Origin of the sequence: Xanthomonas sp. LMG 8993 (assembly GCF_009835065.2) — a bacterium.
GTDB classification, from domain to species: Bacteria; Pseudomonadota; Gammaproteobacteria; order Xanthomonadales; family Xanthomonadaceae; genus Xanthomonas; species Xanthomonas arboricola.
Genome location: NZ_QVIF02000014.1, coordinates 36,220 through 59,970, shown reverse-complemented (window position 1 = coordinate 59,970; position 23,751 = coordinate 36,220). Strand labels below are relative to the sequence as shown.

Annotated in this window: 17 protein-coding genes; 3 read left to right on the top strand and 14 right to left on the bottom strand. The window is 66.1% G+C overall.

The window, feature by feature from the left end; all coding sequences use genetic code 11:
• Positions 1–141: 141 nt before the first annotated feature.
• Positions 142–573: an Lrp/AsnC family transcriptional regulator gene (locus tag DYQ94_RS20065; protein WP_016903291.1), complete on the bottom strand. Its 432-nt coding sequence runs from the start codon at positions 571–573 to the stop codon at positions 142–144.
• 121 nt (positions 574–694) lie between these two features.
• Here DYQ94_RS20065 and DYQ94_RS20060 point away from each other — a divergent pair, with 121 nt between their 5' ends.
• A complete protein-coding gene (locus DYQ94_RS20060; protein WP_102256476.1) occupies positions 695–2,191 on the top strand; it encodes an aminotransferase class III-fold pyridoxal phosphate-dependent enzyme in 1,497 nt (498 codons plus the stop codon).
• A 253-nt stretch (positions 2,192–2,444) separates the two neighbouring features.
• Here the strand turns inward: DYQ94_RS20060 and DYQ94_RS20055 are convergent, their stop codons facing one another.
• The 4 genes from DYQ94_RS20055 to DYQ94_RS20040 form a co-directional block, all read right to left on the bottom strand.
• Positions 2,445–3,152, bottom strand: coding sequence for a glycosyltransferase family 32 protein (locus DYQ94_RS20055; RefSeq protein ID WP_054593023.1), 708 nt, complete (start codon positions 3,150–3,152; stop codon positions 2,445–2,447).
• 233 nt (positions 3,153–3,385) lie between these two features.
• Complete coding sequence (locus tag DYQ94_RS20050) at positions 3,386–4,765, bottom strand: purple acid phosphatase family protein (protein ID WP_154832199.1); 1,380 nt, start codon at positions 4,763–4,765, stop codon at positions 3,386–3,388.
• Entirely contained in the window at positions 4,762–5,898 is a 1,137-nt protein-coding gene (locus tag DYQ94_RS20045) for a phytase (RefSeq protein ID WP_160954485.1), read from the bottom strand. Before DYQ94_RS20045 ends, DYQ94_RS20050 begins: the two co-directional genes overlap by 4 nt.
• A complete protein-coding gene (locus DYQ94_RS20040; RefSeq protein ID WP_160954484.1) occupies positions 5,895–8,456 on the bottom strand; it encodes a TonB-dependent receptor in 2,562 nt (853 codons plus the stop codon). The genes DYQ94_RS20045 and DYQ94_RS20040 overlap by 4 nt, the downstream gene beginning before the upstream one ends.
• A gap of 151 nt (positions 8,457–8,607) precedes the next feature.
• On the opposite strand from DYQ94_RS20040, the gene upp reads away from it, so the two are divergent.
• Positions 8,608–9,240, top strand: a complete 633-nt coding sequence (gene upp, locus DYQ94_RS20035) for a uracil phosphoribosyltransferase (protein ID WP_024940024.1) — start codon at positions 8,608–8,610, stop codon at positions 9,238–9,240.
• A gap of 305 nt (positions 9,241–9,545) precedes the next feature.
• On the opposite strand, the gene DYQ94_RS20030 is transcribed toward upp, so the two are convergent.
• The 7 genes from DYQ94_RS20030 to rsmD form a co-directional block, all read right to left on the bottom strand.
• Positions 9,546–11,303: a glycoside hydrolase family 9 protein gene (locus DYQ94_RS20030; protein WP_126966028.1), complete on the bottom strand. Its 1,758-nt coding sequence runs from the start codon at positions 11,301–11,303 to the stop codon at positions 9,546–9,548.
• A 241-nt stretch (positions 11,304–11,544) separates the two neighbouring features.
• On the bottom strand, positions 11,545–13,323 hold the full coding sequence (gene ggt / locus DYQ94_RS20025; RefSeq protein ID WP_126966027.1) for a gamma-glutamyltransferase: 1,779 nt from the start codon (positions 13,321–13,323) through the stop codon (positions 11,545–11,547).
• Positions 13,320–13,604 (bottom strand): YfhL family 4Fe-4S dicluster ferredoxin, encoded by a 285-nt coding sequence (locus DYQ94_RS20020; protein WP_003489796.1) that lies wholly within the window; start codon positions 13,602–13,604, stop codon positions 13,320–13,322. The genes ggt and DYQ94_RS20020 overlap by 4 nt, the downstream gene beginning before the upstream one ends.
• Complete coding sequence (locus DYQ94_RS20015) at positions 13,595–13,777, bottom strand: hypothetical protein (RefSeq protein WP_126966026.1); 183 nt, start codon at positions 13,775–13,777, stop codon at positions 13,595–13,597. The genes DYQ94_RS20020 and DYQ94_RS20015 overlap by 10 nt, the downstream gene beginning before the upstream one ends.
• 58 nt (positions 13,778–13,835) lie before the next feature.
• Positions 13,836–14,333, bottom strand: a complete 498-nt coding sequence (locus tag DYQ94_RS20010; protein ID WP_039516474.1) for a hypothetical protein — start codon at positions 14,331–14,333, stop codon at positions 13,836–13,838.
• 47 nt (positions 14,334–14,380) lie between these two features.
• Complete coding sequence (gene coaD / locus DYQ94_RS20005; RefSeq protein ID WP_016903280.1) at positions 14,381–14,887, bottom strand: pantetheine-phosphate adenylyltransferase; 507 nt, start codon at positions 14,885–14,887, stop codon at positions 14,381–14,383.
• Complete coding sequence (gene rsmD / locus DYQ94_RS20000; RefSeq protein WP_184429052.1) at positions 14,884–15,573, bottom strand: 16S rRNA (guanine(966)-N(2))-methyltransferase RsmD; 690 nt, start codon at positions 15,571–15,573, stop codon at positions 14,884–14,886. Before rsmD ends, coaD begins: the two co-directional genes overlap by 4 nt.
• 171 nt (positions 15,574–15,744) lie before the next feature.
• Here rsmD and htpG point away from each other — a divergent pair, with 171 nt between their 5' ends.
• On the top strand, positions 15,745–17,649 hold the full coding sequence (htpG, locus tag DYQ94_RS19995) for a molecular chaperone HtpG (protein WP_160954482.1): 1,905 nt from the start codon (positions 15,745–15,747) through the stop codon (positions 17,647–17,649).
• Between the two features lie 154 nt (positions 17,650–17,803).
• Here the strand turns inward: htpG and DYQ94_RS19990 are convergent, their stop codons facing one another.
• Together DYQ94_RS19990 and DYQ94_RS19985 are read right to left on the bottom strand one after the other, a co-directional pair.
• On the bottom strand, positions 17,804–20,179 hold the full coding sequence (locus DYQ94_RS19990) for a glycoside hydrolase family 127 protein (RefSeq protein WP_126966024.1): 2,376 nt from the start codon (positions 20,177–20,179) through the stop codon (positions 17,804–17,806).
• Between the two features lie 148 nt (positions 20,180–20,327).
• On the bottom strand, positions 20,328–23,225 hold the full coding sequence (locus DYQ94_RS19985; protein WP_126966023.1) for a TonB-dependent receptor: 2,898 nt from the start codon (positions 23,223–23,225) through the stop codon (positions 20,328–20,330).
• Positions 23,226–23,751: the final 526 nt, after the last annotated feature.

Here is a 23,751-nt window from a genome sequence, read left to right as displayed (position 1 = left end):
GGATTCGGGATTGGGGATTCGCAGTGAGGCGGGGATTGGGGATTCGGGATTCGTAAGAGCAGGATCCGCGGACCGGAACGTTTAGGACGCAAGCGGCCCGCTTTTACGAATCCCCAATCCCGAATTCCCAATCCCCGCCTCTCACCGCTCAAACTTCGTTGACAAAATGATCGACGTCGTCGTGCGCTCCACGCCGTCGATCGCGCCGATGGCGTCGGTGAGTACGTCCATCTCGTTGACGCCGCCGACCACGCCCAGGGCGATCAGGTCGTAGGCGCCGCTGACCGAGTGCAGCAGGCGTACCTGCGGGATGTCGCGCAGCGCCTTGACCACGGCTGGCATCTTCTTGGGCAGCACGGTGATCAGGATATGCGCGCGGATGCGGCCCTGTTCGTAGGCGTCGTGGGTGCGCACGGTATAGCCGCTGATCACGCCGTCGCGTTCGAGTTTTTCGATCCGGCTCTGCACGGTGGTACGCGACAGCCCGAGCCGGCGCGCAATCTGCGCGGTGGAGGCGCGCGCGTCCTCGCGCAGCAGCGACAGCAGGCGTTCGTCGGAGGGAGTGATTTTCACTTTTGCCCAATTAGTTCGTCGATTCGACGAAAATACCCGACTTCCTGCCCGGATTCACGCTGCCAAACGCCGATCTTCTGCCGATAATAGGAAGGGAACGCCACTTTGCAGGAGATGCGCCATGTCCGTCCTCGCCCCGCTCGCCCCGCTGCGTGCCCACGCCGGCCGCCGCCTGACCGATGGCCTGGACGATGCCAGCATCGTGCGTCTGGCCGCCAACCACCCGGATCTTGCACGCGCCATTGACGCCGCGGCCGCCGAGTACGCGCAGGTGCGCGCGGAGGCCGCCGACCTGCTGGACCTGGACGAAGACGCCCAGATCGGTGCGGTGCAGGACGGCTTCATCAACTTCTATGCCGACGATGCGGTGACCCCGTACGTGGCGCTGGCAGCGCGCGGGCCCTGGGTGATCACGCTCAAGGGCGCGGTGCTGTACGACGCCGGCGGCTACGGCATGCTCGGCTTCGGCCACACCCCCGCGCCGGTGCTCGAGGCGATGGCGCGTCCGCAGGTGATGGCCAACGTGATGACCCCCAGCCTGGCGCAGCGCCGGCTCGACCGCGCCCTGCGCGCCGAGATCGGCCATACCCGCGGCGGCTGTCCGTTCGCACGCTTCATGTGTCTCAACTCCGGCTCCGAAGCGGTCGGTCTGGCCGCGCGCATCGTCGATACCAACGCCAAGCTGCACACCGACCCGGGCGCGCGCCACGCTGGTGCCAGCATCAAGCGCGTGGTGGTCAAGGGCAGCTTCCATGGCCGTACCGACCGCCCCGGCCTGTATTCCGATTCCAGCCGCAAGACCTACACCAAGTACCTGGCCAGCTACCGCGACGAAGACTCGGTGATCGCGATCGCGCCGTACGACGTGGCGGCGCTGCAGCGCGCCTTCGACGAGGCCGCGCGCAATCACTGGTTCATCGAGGCGGTGTTCCTGGAGCCGGTGATGGGCGAAGGCGACCCGGGCCGCGCATTGCCGGCCGCGTTCTATGCCGCAGCGCGCGAACTGACCCGCCTGCATGGCAGCCTGCTGCTGGTGGATTCGATCCAGGCCGGCCTGCGCGCGCACGGCGTGCTGTCGGTGGTGGATTACCCCGGCTTCGAGCAGCTCGACCCGCCGGATCTGGAGACCTATTCCAAGGCGCTCAACGCTGCGCAATACCCGCTGTCGGTACTGGCAGTGACCGAACACGCCGCGCAGGTGTACCGCAAGGGCACCTACGGCAACACCATGACCACCAATCCGCGTGCGCTGGATGTCGCCTGCGCCACGCTGGCGTTGTTCACCCCGCAGGTGCGCGAGAACATCCGCACCCGCGGCGCGCAGGCGATCGCCAAGCTGGAAGCATTGCAGTCCGAGCTCGGCGGTTTGATCACCAAGGTGCAGGGCACCGGCTTGCTGTTCTCCTGCGAGCTGGCGCCGCAATTCAAGTGCTATGGCGCCGGTTCCACCGAAGAGTGGTTGCGCCATCATGGCGTCAACGTCATCCATGGCGGCGAGAATTCGCTGCGCTTCACCCCGCACTTTGCGATGGGCGAAGACGAACTCGATCTGCTGGTCGGGTTGATCGCGCGTGCACTGAAGGAAGGTCCGCGCCAGGCCCAGGCCGAGGCCGCCTGAGAGCCAGCGACAGGACGTGGCGAGCCGTCCTCATGTGGTAGCGGACGGTGCGCAGTAACTTCAGTATCCGAGCGGTAAACGCTGAATCCCAGCACCGGCCGCGCCCACCTGTAGGTGAGCGCCATGGTTTTGCGAGCCGCTTGAAGCCAAGGCGACGCAGGCGGTACTTGCGCGCCTCAGACAGTTGCGCGGCCGCCCCGAATCTCACCGCGCGCCCTTGCCGTCGCGCGCGGCGATGTGCTGCCCGGCCCGGTCAGATCGGCACGGCGCTCAGCTTGCGGCGCAGGTAATTGGTCACGGCCCGGCGTGGCGACTTGCCGCGCCAGGACGCCCAGCACAGGTGCGAGCCCACCGCGACGGTGCCGCCACGGTGGCCGAGCCCGAACCAGGTGCGATCCGGATGGAACGCATCGCGCGCCGGGAACACGATGCCGGCAAACTCGCCGGCGTGCGCGTTGTAGAAACGCGTCAGCCCGCGCGGGCCGGAGATCATCGGAATCTGCCGGTGGTCTTCCAGCGTCTCAGGCGCATGTGTGGTGAAGATGTGCTCGATGAAGGCGCGCCAGAACGGATGCCCTGCCTCCGAGCCGAACACGGCGTTGCCGATCTTGAACTGCTCGTTGCCGGGCGCGCCCTCTTCGATCGGCAGCACGCATTGCTGTGCCAGTACGTCTGCGCCAAGCGTGCGCAGCAGCTTGTAGTCGGTGTCGAAATAGAACCCGCCGTAGCTGTGCATATAGGCGCAGCGGGCGATGTCGGCCTTCATCACACCGAAGCGTATCGCCTCGTAGCGGTCGGCGAATTCCGGGAACGCGCGCCGCATCAGTGCGGAGTTGTCGGCGTCGTCCCAGACATGGCAGGTCCAGCCCGGCAACAGCCGCTGCAGGCGGGCCTGGATCTTGCGCTCTTCCCAAAGCAGGTGCTTGGTCGGCGCAGTGAGATGGAACACGTGGGGGATCATGGGGGCTTCTCGGGGCTGGGGGAACCAGACCTCCATCGAAGCACCGCACCGAAGCCGGCTACCCGGATGGAGCTCCGGTTAGCCGCAACAGTAATCCCATTATTAGTGTGACGTAATTCACAATTTTAAATGGTTACGCCTGCCGCCGATTCGCGTCATCAATCCAGAACCGAAGTTCGCTCACAGCCTCGTCATCCGGTACGGCGGGTCTCGCAACGCTGCTGTCCTGTGCCTCACTCCCAGCAACGGTCTGCGCGTCCCTTCAGGGTTGCGCTGCGCGGGCAATCGCGCGGTGCGATGCGCCCGGCTTCCTGCTCCACCAGCCGCTTGCCGCCATCGCTGCCGCGCTCCAGCTCGAACGCATCGTAGAGACGTCCGGTGGCGGTGCGCGACTCGTAACGCAACTTCTGGTTGTCGATGCGAAGCACCTGATAGAGCTGGGTGTCTTCGCCGACCGGACGCATGGTCTTGCGCGCCATGTCCGAGAGACGATACTGCTTGGGCCCGGCCACCGAGACCACGAACACCGGCGTCGCCGGCCCTGCGTCATCGCCGCGCCGGCCGTAGGTGTGGTCGTGGCCCTGCAGCACCAGATCGACCTTGTGGCGGCGGATCACCGGCAGCACCTGCTCGACCAGCTTCTGGTTCTCGCGATCGGCGCGCGGGGAAAAGAACGGCTGGTGGATCAGCACGATCGACCACGGGTGCGGGTTGTCGGCCAGCACCTTGTCCAGCCACTGCGCCTGTGCCGGGCCGGTGCCCAGATCCAGCACCGAGGTGCCGTCCAGCACGGCGATGCGCACGCCCTGATAGTCGAACCAGTAGCTGGTGCGCGCCGTGGCCGACGGCCCGTTGCGCGGCAGGGCGAAGGTCACCGGCCAGTGGTTGCCGAGCGTGCGCGTGGCCTGCGGGGTGTCCTCGCCCTCTTCGTGATATTCGTGATTGCCCGGCGCCGGTGCCACTGCGGTGCCTTCCAGCAACCAGCGCCCGGCTTCGAACCACTCGGCCCATTCGTTGTCATCCTGGCCGTCCTTGCCGCTGACCAGGTCGCCGGCGAACAGGGCCAGCCGCGCGTCCGGTGCCGAGCGCCAGGCTTGGCGGATCACCCGCGAGACCAGGCTGAGGTTCTTGTTCTGGGTGTCGCCGAAGTACAGCAGCGTCAGCGGTGTGTCGGCGCTGGCGGCGGTGCGGAAATGATTCCACGCGCCCCAGGTGCGGTTGCCCTGCACGCGGTAGGCGTACAGCGTGTCCGGCTTCAGCCCGTCGATGTCGGCGCGGTGGTGGTGCGAGCTGCCGTTTTCGCTGGCCAGCGTGGCGGTGCTGGCACGGATGCGGCGCGGCGTACCCACGTCGGGCGAGTCGCCGGCAACCACCAGTTCCAGCCACGGCTGGTCGACGCTGGCATCGGTACGCCAGGCCACTGCGAAACCGGTCGCCGCCGCCTGCGCGGGCGTGGCGACGATGCGGTCCGGGAAACCATCGGCAACATAGTGGGTGGAACCCGCCGGCACCTGGGTATTCGGTTCGGCGGCGCGCTCGGCGGCAAACGCCCGCGTGCCTGCCATCGCCCCCAGCAACAGCGCTGCAGACAGCGCCGCACGTGCCGCGCTCATGGCGCGCACTCTTTCAGGCGCAGCGTGCGCGCGATATCGCGCCAGTCGAATGCCGCCACCGCCTGATCGTCGTGCAAGGCATAGAACACCCCGCCCGGAAAGCGCGCATCGCCGCGTTGATCCAGCCACACGCCGTCGGTATTGGCAGTCACCCGGCCAGCGAAGGCACCGACATGCGCCAGGCTCTGGCGATCGAATACCTGGAACACGCTGCGGTCCTTGAACTGATCGGTGGCGATCCAGTAGCCGCTGCCGTCCTGGCACGCAAACAGCGTCATGCCTTCGGCCTGCGCCTTGAACAGGCCGCTGCCAACATTGCGGCCGCGGTAGCGTCCGTCCATGCCGTATTCGCGCAACTGCGTGCCCACGGCGACGTCTTCTTCGGCAATCATCAGGCGCGCATGCGCTTCATCGCCGAACACCGATTCGGCAATGCGCACTGCGCCCGCCTCGCTGGTATCGCCGAAGCTCTGCGTCAACCGCGCCTGCCAGCCCTGCCCCGCAGTGTTCAACTGATAGCGACGGAAACGCTGACCGAGTTCGGCCAGCGGCGGCGGCACATCCTTGTTGGCCGGCGACATGTAGTTGTCGCTGACCACCACCTCGTAGCCACCGTCGTGCTTGCGCACCCACAGGCCGTAGGGTTCGCGCAATTCGTCCTGGCCGAAGCTGGTCAGCGGCGTGAAGTCGGGCAGCGCAAACACCTGCACGCGGCGGTTGTCGCGCTCGACCACGAACACCAGATCATCGACCACCGAAATCCCGTTCGGGCGATCCAGCTTGCCCAGCGCCTTGCCCTTGCCGCCGACCACGCGCAGGCGTTTGCCGCTATCGCCATCGAACACCACCAGCGCATGCGTGGCCTTGGCGGTGGCGATCAACCAGCGGCTGCCATCGGGCGCACTCCAGCTGGCCGGCGAATCCAGATTGTCGGCCGGGGTCAGCGCGGTGATGAAGGCCTCCGGCACCACCTGGTGCGCCACCTTGGCCTCGCTGAGCAAGGGGTCTTTCAGCAATGCCTCGTCGGCTTCGCGGTCGGCCGGTGCGCTGGCGCAGGCGGTCAGCGCCAGCGCGCTGGCGAGCAGCGTGGTGTGGAGTAATGTTGTGTGGAGCCGCGTGCGCGTTGCGATCACAGTGCCACCTTCAGGCCGAGCGCATAGGTGCGGCCGTATTCTTCGTTCTGCAGCGTGCGCGAGGGCACGCCCTGGTACAGCTCCAGCGGTTCGTCCAGCAGGTTCTGCGCTTCCAGATACAGGCTGACGTGGCTGTTGAATTGGTAGTTCATGCTGAAATCCAGCTGGGTATGCGGGGCGACATAGATATCGTACGCGCGGCTTTCGCCGATGGTGTCCAGGTACTCGCTGCGGTACACCGCCGCAACCCGCGCACTGAAGCCGTATTTTTCGTAGCCCAGGTGGCCGCTGTAGATGCGCTTGGACGAGCGCGGCAAGGTGAAGTCCTCGCCGGCGCGATCGCTCAGGCCGGGATCGAAGTCGCTGTCCAGCACGGTGGCGCTGGCGCCGACCAGCAGGCCGTTCCAGCCGTCGGGCAGGAAGTCCAGCGCCTGCTGCCAGTTGAATTCGGCGCCACGCACCTTGGCGGTGTCGCCGTTGATCGAGCGCGTGACCTGCAGGTCGGGGAACTCGGCATCGTTGGTGCTGATGGTCTGCACGATGTAGTCGTCGATCGACTTGTTGAACACGCCCAGCGAGATCAGGCCGGTGCTACCGATGTATTTTTCGAACGACAGGTCCAGGTTGGTGGAGCGATACGGATCGAGATCGGGGTTGCCGACGTTCACCTCGTTGTCGCCACGATTGATGCTCACGCGCGGGGAGACATCGCCGAACGCAGGACGCGACAAGGTCTTGTTGGCGGCAAACCGCAGGACCCAGTCATTGCCGGTGTCGTAGCGCAGATGCAGGCCAGGCAGCACGTTGGTGTAGCTGCTGGAGGCTTCGCGCGGCGTCACCGTGGCGGTGCGGCCGTTCTCGGCCACGTCGACCTGATTGCCGGTGGCATCGAACTGGGTGTTTTCCACGCGCACACCGGCAATCGCGCGCAGCGCACCGATGTCCCAGGTGCCCATCACATAGGTGGCGAACACGTCTTCGGTGGCCTTGTAGTCGTCCTGCAGCGAGGTCTGCAGATTGCCGCCGACATCCTGCGGGCGTGCGCTGTACAGATTGCCGGAGGTGTTCCAGTAACGGCGCATGCCGTCCGAGCCGATGCTTTCGCCCAAGGTGCCGCCACGGTGTTCCGGCGCGGCGGTGGTCCAGTCGCTCAGATCGATCGCCGGCCCGCGACGCAGCTCGCTCTCGTCCACATTGACATCGCGCTCGCGCCAGCGACCGAGTACACCCATCTTCAGGCTGGAATGCTCGCCGTCGAAGCGCACGTTGATCTGCGCGCTGCGCTCGCTGTCGTCCACCCGCTTGGGCGCAAGCACGAAGCGGTCGAACACGAAATCGTCGTTGCTCTGCCAGCCGTTATCGGAAAAGCCAAGGCGCGGAATGCCGCTGTTCTGGTCGACCGTGGCCGACAGATCGTCGCCGTCATAGTTGAAGCGCGCTTCCATCTCGTCGTTCACGCGCTCGGTGGTCTTGGTGTAGCCCAGCTTGTAATCCACCGTGGCCGCGCTCAGACGGTTTTCACCGCCCACGCTCAAGGCCATGGTGTCCTCCTTCTTGGTGCGATAGCGCACGCGCTTGGAGATGGAATCGGCCGGCAGGTCGGCCACCTCGTAGGTGCCATCGCCATTGGCGCTGACCTGCCCATCGGCCAGGCCGAAGATGGTGCGCTGGCGCGTTTCGGCATCGTCGAAGCGGCTGTACAGCGTGCGCAGGTAATAGCGGTTGTCCGCGTCCGGGCGCCAGTCCAGATTAAGGTTGGCGCCCATGCGGGTGCGCTCGATGAAGTACTTGCGGCGCTGCACCTCGCCGGCGAACAGATCGTCGGCCGCACCGCCGTCGAAGCTGTCGTAGGCCACCTCGGTATTGTCGGATTCGAATTCGCGGTCCTGGTAGTTCACGCCCACTGCGACGCCGAAGGTGCCGTCGAAGATATCGCTGTAGTTGAACGCGCCCTTCGGGCTGGTCTTGCCCGACAGCGACTGGTGGCTGCCTTCGATCGAGCCGCGCAGGGTGCGGCCGTCGCGATCGAACGCGGAGGTGGACTCGACCTGGATCGCACCGCCGATGGAATCGCCCGGCATGTCCGGAGTCGGCGACTTGACCACCTTCAGGCGTTCGGTGGAGTCGGACGGAATCACGTCCAGCGGCGCCGAGCGGGTGCCGTCTTCCGGCGTGCCCATGGTCATGCCGTCGATGGTGACGCTGTTGAGCGCCGAATCCAGGCCGCGGATCACCACGAAGCGGCCTTCGCCCTGATCGCGGGTGACGCTGACGCCGGGCAGGCGCTGCAAGGATTCTGCAACATTCTTGTCGGGGTAGCGGCCCATCGCATCGGAGGCCACTGCATCCTGGATCGCATCGGAGCCACGCTTGAGATCGACTGCGCGCACCTGCGATTCCACCTGCGGGCGCACTTCCAGACGCTCCAGATCGATGGCCGCCGCGCCGGATGCACCGGTGGCAGCTGCCGCACCCTCGGCCGCCTGCGCAAGCGGGCTCCACGCGGCCGCCGCCAACGTCAGCGTGATCGCCAGGCACAGCGGAGTCTTGTTCAACACGGGTGCTTCCCCAATCGGTTAAGAATGGGTGGGCACACTATGTCTACGACGTTTCACTGACATGACATATGCAAGCGCGATCACGCGCAATGTGTGGCGACGCTGCCGCCGGCTGCGGCACACTGTGGGTCTCTCCCGCCTGTCGCTGCCCATGAAAATCGTCGAAGTGCGTCACCCCCTCGTCCAGCACAAGATCGGTCTGCTGCGCGATGCTGCCTTGAGCACCAAGGGCTTCCGCGAACTGGTCACCGAGCTGGGCACCCTGCTGGCCTACGAGGCCACCGCCAATCTGGACACCGAATCGCACGTGCAACCCGGCTGGGCCGGCCCGGTGACCGTGCAGCGGATTGCCGGCGCAAAAATCACCCTGGTGCCGATCCTGCGCGCAGGGTTGGGCATGCTGCCCGGCGTGCTGGCGCTGATCCCGGCCGCGCGCGTGAGCGTGGTCGGCCTGCAGCGCGACGAAGAAACCCTGCAGCCGGTGCCCTACTTCGAACGCCTCACCGGCCGCCTGGAAGAGCGCGATGCACTGATCCTGGACCCGATGCTGGCCACCGGCGGCACGCTGATCGCCACCATCGACATGCTCAAGCGCGCCGGCGCACGGCGGATCAAGGGCATCTTCCTGGTCGCCGCACCGGAAGGCCTCAAGGCACTGGAAGCCGTGCATCCGGATGTAGAGGTCTACACCGCCGCGATTGACGACCACCTCAACGACAAGGGCTACATCCTGCCCGGCCTGGGCGACGCAGGCGACCGCATCTTCGGGACGCGGGTGGAGTGAGCTGCGGAGGCTTGACGCCCCTCTGCCTGCGGGGCGAGAAGACACCGCTTGCACGCCATTGGCGCGCTTGCCTTGAAGCGCCCGCGCCGCAAGCGCGGGCCGGGGTGCGCAGTGGGGGTTGGGGTGAAGGTCCGTCGAGCGAAGCAGTCGGGGAGTCACTTCTGACGGCGCGTGGCGACGCGTTTGTCATTGCCGGCATTGGTAGCTCCCCGGAGGCGCACCCTCATCCGGCGCTACGCGCCATCTTCTCCCGGTGGGAGAACGAACAGCCGCGGCGTCGTTCGTTGCGTTGAAAAATGCCCACCTCAGCGCGTCGACGCCTCGATCGCCGCACTCACATACACCAGCGGCGCATTCCAGTTGATTGCCACCTCGTTGCTGGCATAGCTGCAGGTGTTGTCCAGGTACGACAGTGCCGGCAGCCTGGAGGGATACGCCACCTTGCAGTCCTTGGCGTCCTGCTGGCCCGGTTGCGGACCACCGGCCAGCCAGCCCGGCACCGGGGCGTCGATGCCGTCGGCCTCGGAGGGGCGGTGGTGGATATGCATCGGGCTGCGCAGCCCGACGCCGGTGACGAACGACAGGCCCAACGGATTGCGCCCCAGGATGTAATCCAGCTGCGACTGCGCGGCATCCAGATACGGCCGCTGCCGGGTCAGCCGATAGCCCTGCATCAGCATCATCGCGCGGTTGAGCACCACCGCATTGCTGCCCCACACGAAGTCGGTGTCGCTCATCGCCAGACGCCAGGGCGAGGCCTGCCACTCATCGGCAAGACGCTGTGCCAGGCCGGTGATCTCACGGGTGATGCGTGCGCGATCGGCATGCGGGGTGAGCCGGTCGCGATGTTCGGCCAGCGACATCCAGGCCAGGCCGCTGACGTTGCTCCAGCCCGGCACGCTCGCCGGTACGTTGCGCGCAATCATTGCGTCGTAGAAGCCGTCCTCGCGCGTGCTCACGTACAGCTCGGCCGCAGCCCAGGCGAATTCGTCGTCCACCTGCGCATCGTCATAGCCGCCGGTGCGTACGTCGTCGGGCTGGCGATAGATCACATCCGGGTGTTGCTGCGCCCACGCCCAGGCACTGCGCGCGGCGTTCAACATGCGCGCCGATGCGCCCGGATACTGCTTGTCGAACGGCGCATAGACGCGGCTGGCTGCCGCCATCACTGCGGCGAAATCCAGCGTGGCGGCGGTGGCCTTCATCACCACATAGCGTTGTTGCGTGGCCTGCGCGGGCATCACCAGTCCGTCGAACTGCTTGTCGGTGAGCTTGTGGTACACGCCGCCATCGGCCGGGTCCTGCATGGCCAGCATCCATTCCAGATTCCACCAGGTCTCTTGCAGGATGCCGGGCACGCCGGGCGCATCGTCAGGGATGGTCAAGGCCTGCGCCTTGAACAGCGCCGGGTATTGCTCATAGGCGGCCAGCAAGGTGTAGGTGCTGATGCCGGAATTGACGATGTACTTGTTGTAGTCGCCGGCGTCGTACCAGCCCTTGGGCGCACTGATCACGCTGTCGGCCGGGCGCGTGGCCGATGCCGCCGAAGGGTGGATGCGCACCTGCGTATCCGGATGCCCGGCCGCGCGCGCATAGCGCCCGGCGAACTGCGCCGGCAGCGCAGTACTGGCGCGATTGAAATAGAACGCCTTCAGCGATGCGTCGAGCACGGGCCGATACGCGCTGGCCGCGATCGGGAACGGATCGGACGCCGGCTGCCCGTCGATCTTCAACCGGTAGGTACCCGGCGCGCGCAGGCTGGAGAAATCCGCCACCCGCGCCTGCTGGCCGGCCGGCGTCCACAGCGCGGCGGCCTGCAGCTTGCCCTCCAGCACCTGGCGGCCCTGCGCATCCTCGACCGTGAAACGGTCCGCGGTGGGCGCCGCGCCTTGCGGCAATCCGAGCACCGCAAGCTTGGCCGAACCCGGCAGATAGCCGAGCTGATTAACGTGGATGGCAGCGTCCGTTGCCGCGGCGGTCTGGTCGCCGGTGGTGTCGGCCGCGCAAGCGGCGATGGGCGATGCGATCACCATGCCGGTGAGCAGAGTCTGGAAAATGTTCATGTCGCGATGGTCGCTGCATTGGCGCAGGGCGACAAGTCCAATCCAGGCATAGGCAACCGCGTGGAAATGCATCGCTGCAGTCGCGTGCCTGCATCGATGGAGGCGACCACCTGCGGCCAACCGCAGCATCGCGCAGGCCATGCCATGGCACGGCGCGGCAGATGCAACGGGCAACACCCGCTGCCTTGCGGTCATGCCTGCCCTCGCCTACGAGGACAGGCATATCTCGATCAATCAGCCGTCAGCGCGCCGCAGCCTCCAGCTGCACCTGCGCCTTGCCCACCGGGTTGCGCGGGTCGCTCCCGCCGGTGAGCACGTTGCTGCGCTTATCCCATTCCACCGTCTGCAGGTTGCCCCAGACGTGGCTGGAACCGCGGCCGCCCTCGGCGGTATCGCCCGGCAGCTTGAGCGCGTGACCCATCGCCTGCAGCGCCTTGGCGGTCTGCGGCGAGAACGCGTTGCTCTCGGCCTCGATCACGTCTGGCAGCCACTGGTGGTGATAGCGCGGCAAGGCGCTGACCTGCTGCGCGTCCAGGCCGGCGTCGTAGCCCAGAATACCGAGCAGCACCATGGTGATGATGCGGCTGCCACCCGGCGTGCCGATCACCGCGACCTTGTCGGCCGATTCCATGAAGGTCGGCGTCATCGAGCTGAGCATGCGCTTGCCCGGCTTGGGGGCGTTGGCCGCGTAGCCCATCACGCCGAAGGCATTGGGCGTGCCCGGCTTGAGCGCGAAGTCGTCCATCTCGTCGTTGAGCAGCACGCCGGTGCCCTTGGGGATCAGGCCCGAGCCGTACAGCAGGTTGACGGTCTGGGTGGCGCCGACGCGGTTGCCTTCGCCGTCGATGATGGAAAAGTGCGTGGTCTCGTCGTCTTCCAGCGGGGTCGGGTTGCCCGACAGCAGGTCGCTGGGGGTGGCCTTGTCCGGGTTGATCGTGGCGCGCAGGCCTTGTGCGTAATCCTTGCTGGTCAGCACACGCTGCGGCACGGCGACAAAGTCCGGGTCGCCCAGGAAGAAGGTGCGGTCGCGGTAGGCGCGGCGCATCGCTTCCACCACCAGATGGGTACGGTGCGCATCGTCGAGCGTGTCCAGTTCCCAGCCTTCGAGGATCTGCAGCATGGCGGCGAGTGCGATCCCGCCGGAGGACGGCGGCGGCGCGGTGGTGATCTTCCAGCCGCGGTAATCGAACTGGATCGGCGTACGCTGCTTGACCCGGTACCCGGACAGCTCGGCGGCCTTCCACTGCCCGCCGGCCTGCTTGACGCCGGCCAGCAGCTTCTTGGCGGTTTCGCCCTTGTAGAAGCCATCGAAGCCCTTGTCGCCGAGCAGCTGCAGGGTATGCGCCAGCTCGGGCTGCTTGAAGATGTCGCCTTCGGCAATCGGCTTGCCGCCGCGCAGATACACCTCACGCGTGCCGGGATAACGCTCCATCACCTCGCGCCGCGAGGCATAGCCCTTGGCCATGCGCGCATACACCGGGAAGCCTTCGCTGGCGATGCGGATCGACGGCGCCAGCGACTGCTTCAACGGCAGCCGGCCGTGCTTGGTGGCCAGTTCCACCAGCGCTGCCGGCAGCCCGGGAATACCGGCCGACCAGGGACCGTTGACCGAGCGGTCGCGGTCCAGCGCGCCCTGCTTGTCGAGGAACTGCGCCTCGCTGGCCGACTCGGGCGCGGTCTCGCGCGCGTCCAGCATCACGTCCTTGCCGGTCTTGGCATCGTGCAGCAGGAAGAAGCCGCCGCCGCCCAGCCCCGAGCTGATCGGCTCGACCACCGCCAGTGTGGACGACACCGCGATCGCCGCATCGAACGCATTGCCGCCCTCGCGCAGGATCTGCAGGCCGGCGTCGGTGGCCAGTGCATGACCGCTGGCAATCGCCGCACCGGGCGGGTGCCCCGCCACCGGCGAGGTCGTGGCTGCTGCAGGCCTGGCGCCATCGGCAGCCCAGGCCGGTGGTGCCAGCACCAGGGCCAGCAGCAACAGGCCGCGCGAAGAGAAACGTCGGGAAAAGATGCTCACGGGGCGGGAGGCTCCTGTTCGTACAGTTCGGGGTGGTCGCGCTGCAGCTGCATGAGCTTGGCGAGCAGTTGATCGTGGGTTTCCGGTATTGCCGGATCCGGGTCGATGCATTCGACCGGGCACACCACCACGCATTGCGCTTCGTCAAAATGGCCCACGCACTCGGTGCAACGTGCCGGGTCGATCACGTAGATGGTTTCGCCCATCGAGATGGCCTGGTTCGGGCACGCCGGCTCGCAGACATCGCAGTTGACGCAGAGCTCGTTGATCTTCAGCGACATATCGGCACCACCATGCGATGCGGCGCGGCGCGATGCAACGCCAGGCGCTGGAACGCAACGTACTGCCGGAAGCAGACGCACGGGGCGTGGCGCGATGCACGGACAACGCCATGCGTGTGGCCGGCAACCGGTCCGAGCGGACCGGCGCCGAGGGCGTGCGGGATCAGCAGCATGCTGCGATCCCGCACGGCGGCCGGACGCGCCCTCCCGCGCCTCCGGCCTGGTACGGCATTACTTGGCTTCAACGAAGGTGTATTCCACGCCCTTGGGCTGGACGATGCCCTGCACCCGCGCATTCTCGGCCGCATTGCCGATGAACAGCACGCGCACGCCCTTCATCGAATCGGCCGGCACGTCCTTGAACGCGGCGTCGATCAGGTCGGCCATCTTGGTCGAGGCGGACGAACCGAAGGCCAGCATGTTGCCCGGCTGCACGCCACGCGCGAGTGCGGTCTTGACGCTTTCCAGCTGACGCTCGTAGCTGCCGGCGAACTCGGCATCGGACTCCGGCGGCAAGTAATACAGGAACGGGCTGTTGGTGGTGGTGCCCAGGTTCTGGCCGACCACTTCCTGCAGGTACTTCTTCCAGCCGGCGTTGTCGTCCTTGGCCGGCGCGGTCAGCGCAGCCGGAGCGGCGGCGGCGGTAGGTGCCGGCTCTTCCTTCTTGCAGGCGGTGACGGCCAGAGCGGCGACCGAAGCGAGCACCAGCGCGCGCATTGTGTGTTTCATGAAACTCCTCCCTTTGAAAAGCATGTGGTGATGTGACTGCTAGAGAATCAGGCCTGCGCGCGGGACTCGCGCACCTGCCGCAAGGCTTCGACGACCGAAGCCGGAACGAAACCGGACACGTCCCCGCCCAGCCGCGCGATTTCGCGCACAAGCGAGGACGAGATGAAGCTGTATTGCTCGGCCGGGGTGAGGAACAGCGTCTCCACCTCCGGGATCAGATGGCGGTTCATACTGGCCATCTGGAATTCGTATTCGAAGTCGGACACCGCGCGCAGGCCGCGCAACAGCACCCCGGCGCCCATGTCGCGCACGAAGTGGGCCAGCAGCGTGTCGAAGCCGCGCACTTCCACATTGGCGTGCGCGGCCAGTGCTTCCTGAGCCAGCTCCACGCGGCGCTCGAGCGGCAGGGCCGGGCCCTTGGAGGGGCTGTAGGCCACGCCGACCACCACGCGCTCGAACAACGGCGCGGCACGGTTCACCAGATCGATATGCCCGTTGGTGATCGGGTCGAAGGTACCGGGATAGACGGCGGTGCGGCTATTGGCCACGCTCATACGGAAACTACCGGGGTCGGATCGCCGTTCAGTGTAGCAGCGGCCCGGCGGTACAGCGCATAGCGCACCTGCTGGGTGGCGCCTTCGCGGTGCAGATGCCAGCCGGCCGGCACCTGCGGCGGGACCTCGGCCGGGCCTTCCAGGTACAGCCAGGCGTCGGCGCTCAGATGCGCGGGCAGGCGTTCCAGCACGCTGGGCCACAGCCCGGCGGCAAACGGCGGGTCGACGAAGGCGATGCTGGCCTGCGCCACCGGCGCGCGCTCCAGCCAGCGCAAGGCATCCTCCTGCAGCACCTGCACCTGATCGGCCGCACCCAGCCTGGTCACGTGCTGGCGCAAGCGCTGCACCAGGCCAGGGTCGCGTTCGATCAGGGTGGCGTGCGCGGCGCCGCGCGACACCGCCTCCAGGCCCAGCGCACCCGACCCGGCAAACAGGTCCAGCACACGCGCGCCGGGCAGGCGCGGCATCAGCCAGTTGAATACCGTCTCGCGGACGCGGTCGCTGCTCGGGCGCAGGCCTGGCAGGTCCGGCACCGCCAGCTTGGTATTGCGCCAGCGCCCGCCGACGATGCGCACCTGCCCTTCCGCGCCGCGTGGCGCCGGCCGTGCGGGGCGGCTCATCGCCACGCGCCGGGTGCGGGCGAACGGATGCAGGACGGCGGCAGCGCAAATGGCGACATGGCTCAAGGCAGGACGGTTGGCCGGCCATGATACCGCCGCGATCGCCGCAACCACCCTCCCCGATCGCCATGGACGCAGGCCATCTGGCGCACGCCCGCCTTGAAAAATCCCCACACGGCCTCATCCCCCAGGCCATCGGCCGCGTTGCGGCCTGGGCCACCATGGAGCACGACCCCAATGACCGTTGATACCGACAAGCAGACGCTTGGCTTCCAGACCGAGGTCAAGCAGTTGCTGCAGCTGATGATCCACTCGTTGTACTCGAACAAGGAAATCTTCCTGCGCGAGCTGGTCTCCAATGCCGCCGACGCCGCCGACAAGCTGCGTTTCGAGGCACTGGTGAAGCCGGAGCTGCTGGAAGGCGGCGGCGAGCTGCGCATCCGCGTGGACTACGACAAGGACGCGCGCACCGTCACCATCGACGACAACGGCATCGGCATGAGCCGCGAGGATGCGGTCTCGCATCTGGGCACCATCGCCAAGTCCGGCACCGCCGACTTCCTCAAGCACCTCAGCGGCGATCAGAAGAAGGACGCCAACCTGATCGGCCAGTTCGGCGTGGGTTTCTACAGCGCCTTCATTGTTGCGGACCAGGTCGACGTGTACTCGCGTCGCGCCGGCCTGCCCGCCAACGAGGGCGTGCACTGGTCCTCGCGTGGCGAAGGCGAGTTCGAGGTCGCCAGCGTCGACAAGCCCGAGCGCGGCACCCGCATCGTGCTGCACCTGAAGGACGGCGAAGACAGCTTTGCCGACGGCTGGACGCTGCGCGGCATCCTCAAGAAATACTCCGACCATATCGGCCTGCCGATCGAGATGCGCAAGGAGCACCACGGCGAACAGGCCGACGCGCCCGCCGAGCCGGAGTGGGAAGCGGTCAACCGCGCCAGCGCGCTGTGGACGCGGCCCAAGTCCGAGATCAAGGACGAGGAATACCAGGAGTTCTACAAGCACGTCGCGCATGATGCCGGCAACCCGCTGGCGTGGAGCCACAACAAGGTCGAAGGCAAGCTGGAGTACACCTCGCTGCTGTTCGTGCCCGGCCGCGCCCCGTTCGACCTGTATCACCGCGATTCGGCCAAGGGCCTGAAGCTGTACGTGCAGCGCGTTTTCATCATGGACCAGGCCGAGCAGTTCCTGCCGCTGTACCTGCGTTTCATCAAGGGCGTGGTGGATTCGTCCGACCTGTCGCTCAATGTGTCGCGCGAGATCCTGCAGTCCGGCCCGGTGGTCGACTCGATGAAGTCGGCGCTGACCAAGCGCTCGCTGGACATGCTGGAGAAGCTGGCCAAGGACAAGCCGGACGACTATGCAACGTTCTGGCGCAACTTCGGCCAGGCGCTGAAGGAAGGCCCGGCCGAGGATTACGCCAACCGCGAAAAGATCGCCGGCCTGCTGCGCTTCTCCTCCACGCATGACACCACCGGCGCGCAGAGCGTGGGCCTGGCCGATTACGTGGGTCGTCTGGCCGAGGGCCAGGACAAGCTGTACTACCTCACCGGCGAAAGCTACGCGCAGATCAAGGACAGCCCGCACCTGGAAGTCTTCCGCAAGAAAGGCATCGAAGTGCTGCTGCTCACCGACCGCATCGACGAGTGGCTGATGAGCTATCTCACCGAGTTCGACGGCAAGTCGTTCGTGGACGTGGCACGCGGCGACCTGGACCTGGGCAAGCTGGATTCGGAAGAAGACAAGAAGGCGCAGGAAGAAGTCGCCAAATCCAAGGAAGGCCTGGCCTCGCGCATCAAGGCCGCCCTGGGCGACGACGTGGCCGAAGTGCGCGTCTCGCACCGCCTGACCGATTCCCCGGCCATCCTGGCCATCGGCCAGGGCGACCTGGGCCTGCAGATGCGTCAGCTGCTGGAAGCCAGCGGCCAGGCCGTGCCGGAGTCCAAGCCGGTATTCGAATTCAACCCGGCCCACCTGCTGATCGAAAAGCTGGATGCAGAACAGGATATGGACCGCTTCGGTGATCTGAGCCGGGTGCTGTTCGACCAGGCCGCGCTGGCGGCGGGCGACAGCCTCAAGGACCCGGCCGGCTATGTGAAGCGGTTGAACAAGTTGTTGTTGGAGTTGTCGGCGTAAGCCGTGCGAAAACTTTGGTGAGACACCAAGACCGGCGCATGCGCCGGTCTTTTTTTGCGTCTTTCTCCTGTCGGGCACGCCCGGTGCCTGCGCGCATCGTGCGCGCTGCGATCAGGGCGCGGGCAACGTCATCGACGATCTACTGCGACAGCACTCACGCCGACTCCAGCACCCAGCACCCGAACGCCGGCCCTGCCGAATAGCCAGTCTCCGGCTCGATGCGGATTTGCAAGGTGGTACGGCCGGCCACTGCTGCAGGCAAGGCGTAATCCACATCGACGAAGTCCAGGCCGCGGTTGCCGTCCAGGCGTTCGTTGGCGATGAGTTCGCCGTCGGCGAGGATGCGGAAGCGGCGGCGGGTTTCGTCGCCCCAGTAGCGCAGGCGCAGGATGCGGGCCTTCGCGGTGTTGCGCAGGGTGAAGGCGATGAAGCCGCCGGTGCGGGCGTCACGACCGGCGCGGCGGCGGTAGCTCAGTGCGTAGGAGCTTTCGCTGTGCAGGCCGTGGGCTTTTTCAGAGGCTTCATCGCCCAGGGCAATGCGGTCCAGTGCGCGCGTGTCCAGCGCCTGTTGTTTCGCGTCTGCTGCGGCCTGCTCGGCTTGATGCTGCTGCCATGCAGCGGCGTCGCGATGCTCCAGGTAGGGCGCGCTGCGGCGATCGAACTGCGCGTAGAACGGCGAGAAGCGCCACAGCTGGTCGCCGTGGCGGTAGTCGAATGCGGTCTGGCCCGCCACCGGCTGCAGGCGCTGCAAGACCTCATCGCCGCCGATCAACGCCAGGGTCTTGCCCGACCAGGGCTTTGCCGCATCGCCTAGGTCAGCAGCCAAGACCAGCGGCCCGCGCAGCACCGAGACCCAGGCCGGGTCGTCCGGCGTGGCTTCCAGGCGCAGCGGCATCTCGAACGACAGCGTGAGCGTGTCGCCGGCGCGCCAGACGCGGGCGACGCGCAGGTAGCCCTCGTTGACGGTGGCATCGACCGGTTGGCCATTGAGCTGCAGCCTCGGCGACCGCGCCCAACCGGGCACGCGCAGTGCGAGCGTGCGTTGCTCGGCCGGCGCGGCGTCGATGCGTAGCGAGGCGCTGCCCTGCTCCGGCATCGTGCTGCGCAGGGTCATGTCCAGCCCGGCAGCATCGCGCACGCTGGAGGGCACATACAGATTGACGTAGACGCCCTGCCCGTCCTGCCAGTAAATGGAATCGCCGAACTGGGCATGCGCTTCCATGCCGCTGCCGACGCAGCACCAGAAATCGTCGAACGGGGACGACCAGGCGCGCGCTTCGCCGGCCAGCATCGGTGTCATGTAGGTGAACATACCGGTGCGCGGATGCTGCTGCGCCATCACGTGGTTGAGCAGCGTGCGCTCGTAGTAATCGAAGAACTCGGCCTGCGGGCCCCACTGGTACAGATGCCGGGTGAGCTTGAGCATGTTGTAGCTGGCGCAGTGCTCGCAGGTCTGCTCGGTGACAAACTTCGAAATGCTGTCCGGCTGCTGGAAGTACTCGCGGTCGCCATTGCCGCCGATCACGTAGGTGTGGTGGTCGGTGACGGTGTGCCAGAAGAAGCGCGCGGCCGCGCCCGACGCGGCATCGCCGGTGACTTCGTACTCGCGTGCCAGGCCGATCAGCTTGGGGATGTTGGTGTTGGAATGCTGATGGACCAGCTCGTCGCGTTGGGCGATAAGCGGATCCAGCACGGCGTGATGGTGCAGGCGCTGCGCCAGTGCCAGCCATTGCGCATCGCCGGTCCGCACATGCAGCTCGACGAAGGACTCGTTGAGGCCACCGAATTCGCAGGACAGCACCTTCTGCAGCTGCGCATCGTCCAGCGCCGCGAAGATGCCCTGCAGATAACCGGCCAGGCCCACCGCCACCTGCAGCGCCTGCGCATTGTCGCAATGCGCGTGCACGTCGAGCAGGCCGGCAAACAACTTGTGCCAGGTGTAAAGCGGTGCCCAGCTGCCGTTGAGGTAGAACGGCGCCGGGTCGATCTTGCCGCGCCTGAGTTCATCGAACACCACGCGGCCGCTTTCGATCTTCCCTGCGGCGGTCTTGCGGGTGAACCCGGCGACGTAGCCATCGCCTGCATGCGCCTGGCAGCGTGCCAGCTCTGCGACCAGGTACCCGGCGCGCGTGCGGCATTGCGCATCGCCGGTCTGCGCATGCATCAGTGCCAATGCGCTGAGATAGTGACCGAGCGTATGCCCGGCGATGGTGTCCGCCTCCCAGCCGCCGTATGCAGGCGCCTTGGGATCGAGGCCGGCGTACAGCACGAAGTTGTGCAACAGCCGGTCCGGCTCCAGCCGCATCAGGTAACGACGGTTGGTGTGCAGCGCGTCCAGGAACAACGACGGCGTGAGCCGCACCTGCGCCAGCGGCACTGCACGGACGCTGCCGGGTTGTGCGGCGCTGGCCTGCGCCGGAAAGCGCAGCAAACCCGCCGCAACCGCCAGGCTGCTCCAGGCCAGAAAGCGCCGCCGCGACAGGCTCGGCGCGTGGTCGTTGGGCAACTCGCTCGGATACGTCTCGGTCATGGGCTCAGCTTAGCTCCTGTCGGCGCGCACAGACCGCGCGCGCCGTTGCAACAACCGCCTATGCAATCGCGACAACACGCGCGTGCATACGCATGACGCCCACGACCGATGGCATCTGGCCGCACGCCACCGCGACACACCGGCCCGATCAGAACTTCACCGTGGCACGCGCCCAATAGAACCGACCGAGCAGATCGTAGGTGGCCACATCGGTATTGGCGTTGCCGACGTTGTTGGAGTAATACAACTGCGGCTGTTTGTTGGCGATATTGTCCACGCCCACTTCGAAGCGCGTGTGCCACGGTTCGACGTTGTAGCCCAGCTGCAGGTTGTTGTAGACGTAGGCGCCGATCTTGCGCACCACCATCGGCTCGCTGGAATCGGCCGACAGGCTCTGGTCCGGATCCGAATTGCCGATGGCGGTGTGCCCCACGTAGCGGATGCGCCAGGTGGCGCTCCAGTCGTCCAACGCCCAGTTCACCGTGCCCAGCGCACGCCAGCGCGGGAAGTTGCCGTAGGCCTGGGTGTAGCGGCCGACGTTGTGGATGGTGACCGAGTTGGGGTCGGTGGTATCGGGCAGCACGTCGTAACGGGTGAGATAGGTGCCGTTGAGCCCGGCGCTGAGATTGCCCCACGCGGTGGGCGGCGCGCGGTAGGTCAGGTTGAAGTCCATGCCCTTGGCCCACAGCTTGCCCAGGTTGACGGTGGGTTCGGCGATGTAATTGATGGTGCCGTTGCCGTTGCGATGGATCAACGCGCAGAAGGAGCTGGCCGGGTTGGCGAAGCATTGATTGAGCACGGTCTGCGCCGACACCGTGGTGATGGTGTCTTCCAGATCGATGCGCCACCAGTCCGCGCTCAGCGACAGCCCATCGATCCACTGCGGGTCGTACACCAGCCCCACGTCGTAGGACTTGCCGGTTTCCGGCTTGAGCTGGTACCCGGCCACCGCTGCGCCGGACACCTTGCCCGACACCTGGCCATCGGATTGCTGGTAGCTGCCATCGGTGGGCACATTGGCGCAGGCCACGCTATTGCCACCGGTGTAGCCATTGCATGGGTCGTTGACGGTGGCCGCATCACCGGCCACGCCGGCGTACAGTTCGTTGATGTTGGGCGCGCGGAACACCTCCGACACCGTGCCGCGGATCAGCAGGTTCTCGATCGGGCGATATTCCAGCGAGATCTTGCTGTTGGTCTTGCTGCCGACCGAGCTGAAGTCGGAAAAGCGCGTGCCCAGCGTGATGTTCAAGGCGTTGATGCCGGGCAGGTCCTTCAGCAGCGGAAACAACGCTTCGGCATAGGCCTCCTTGACGTCGAAACTGCCGGCCAGGGTGGACGAACAGAATTCGATCACCCCGCACAGGCCGTCTTCATCGCCGGTCCATAGCGGGTCGGAGGCGGTGGTGGAGCGCTCCTTGCGATAGGAGACGCCGGTCGCCAGGCTGACCGTGCCGGCCGGCAGTTCGAACAACGAGCCGTTGGCATTGGCCTCGAATTGCTTGACCGTGTAGACGCTGGTCACGATGGGGTTGACCACCATGCCCTGCAGGGTGGACAGGTTGGCGCTGTCGTTGAGGTTGAAGAAGTTCAGCGGTGTGCAGCCGGCGATCGCCGCGCCCGCGCTGCCGCACTTGACCACGCCATCGCTGTCCAGGAACGAGGGGCCGATGGCCTGATTGAATGCGGCATAGTCGAGAAAGCCGTTGTTGATCGACTTCTGTTTGACCTTGCCGTAGTTGAAGGTGGCATCCCACTGCCAGGAACTGTCGCCGAAGCGGCCGCGCAAGCCGGGGCTGATCTGGAAGTTGTAGGTGTTGTATTGATAGCTGCGATTGCCCAGCACGGTGGCGCGCGTGTTGAGGTCGTTGTAGGAGATGCCGGTGCTGCGATCGGTGCCGAAGTTCACCCCGAACGGGTTGTAGTAACTCTGCGACGACACCAGGATGTTGTCGCCGTTGGCGAAGATCGGAATCGGCGCAATGATCGAGGCGGATTCGGTTTTACTGAACCAGGTGTTGACGTAGCCCTCGACGTTGTCGGTGAAGCGATAGGTGCCCAGCAAAAACGCATTGGTGCGCTTTTGCGGGGTCTGCAACAGGTTGAACGGCTGGTAGTTGTATGAGTCGGCGCTGGCGTTGTAACAGTGGAAATCGCCCGGGCCGGCGCGGCCGCTGACGCCGCTGTTGAGGGTGACACGCCCGCAGCCGTTGGCTTGCGCAAGCTGCGTGGACTGATCCGAGCCATCGTTGAAATTCACGGTACCGGTGGGCGTTGCGGACGAACCCTGCTTCACCGGTTGCCCGTTGGTCAACGCAAGCGCGTCCTTGGAATAGTCGCGCGCCGCTGCCGAGACCGGATCGATGTTGTGGTACGACAGGCCGCCGATCAGGCTGCCACGCTCCCAGGTCTTGCCGGTGGTCAGGGTGAAGTTGCGCCGGTTGCCGTCGCCTTCGCTGCTGGTACCGAAGTCGCTGCTGAACTGCACCCCGTCGAACTGGCTGCGCAGGATGAAATTGACCACGCCGCCGATGGCATCGGAGCCATACACCGCGGAGGCTCCGTCGCTGAGCACTTCGATGCGCTCGATCATGCTGGACGGAATGGCGTTGACGTCGTTGTAGGCCAGACGAATACCGTTGACCAGCACCAAGGTGCGCTTGTCGCCCAGACCACGCAGCGAAATGGCCGACGCACCGGTGCCGCCGCCGTTGTTGGTATACGGATTGGTGGCGTTGCCGGCGATCGACGGCAGCTCCTGCAGCAGATCGCCGACCGTGGCCTTGCCGGTCGCGGCGATCTGTTCCTGGCTGACCGTGACCACCGGGTTGGCGGTTTCGGTATCCACGCGGCGCAGACGCGAGCCGGTGACGACCACGCTGTCCAGCGTTTGCGGCGCATCACTACTGCCGCCGGCCTGCTGCGCAGACACCGGTGCGCTGACGCCTGCAGACAGCGCCAGCAGCAATGCGGCGCTGAGCATGCTCGGCGCCGGGCGCGTGGACGTGCCGGAGGTCCGGGAGAAAGGCAACAGCGGCATCGGCATGCAAGGCTCCTGATTCGTATGGCAGACAAACGATGGGCAACACACACCCGTGCCGGCAGACGCCAGCGCAGGGCAAGATGGATGGCAGACGCGCACGCAGCGAAACTTCTCGCCAGCGCTGTGCTGCAGACATGCAGACAACCTGCGACGCGCACGACCACACAGGGTCACGCAGCAGCGCGTGTTGTCAAAAAGGGTGTTGGTTCCGCACCGGAGGCGCCCATGCGCTCCAGTTTCATCAGCTGGTCACAATGTGCCTGTGCGCACGCGCCACGTCTTGTCGCATTTGGCGACAGCGCGTGCGGAAAACTGCATGGTTCGCAAATGAACCAGCCTGCCTTGACGTTGCACTCTGCAGCAACGTCTGCAGCTGGACACCACGCCTAAGGCGATGGACGGGACATCCGAGGCGATGTATCGCTTGCAACCATGTGCGATGACAGTCGATCTAGAAATCGAGCACTGCGCATGCATGCATGCAGCGCGGTGGCGGCAATCAGCATGCACTGCCCTGCCCGCCCTGTTT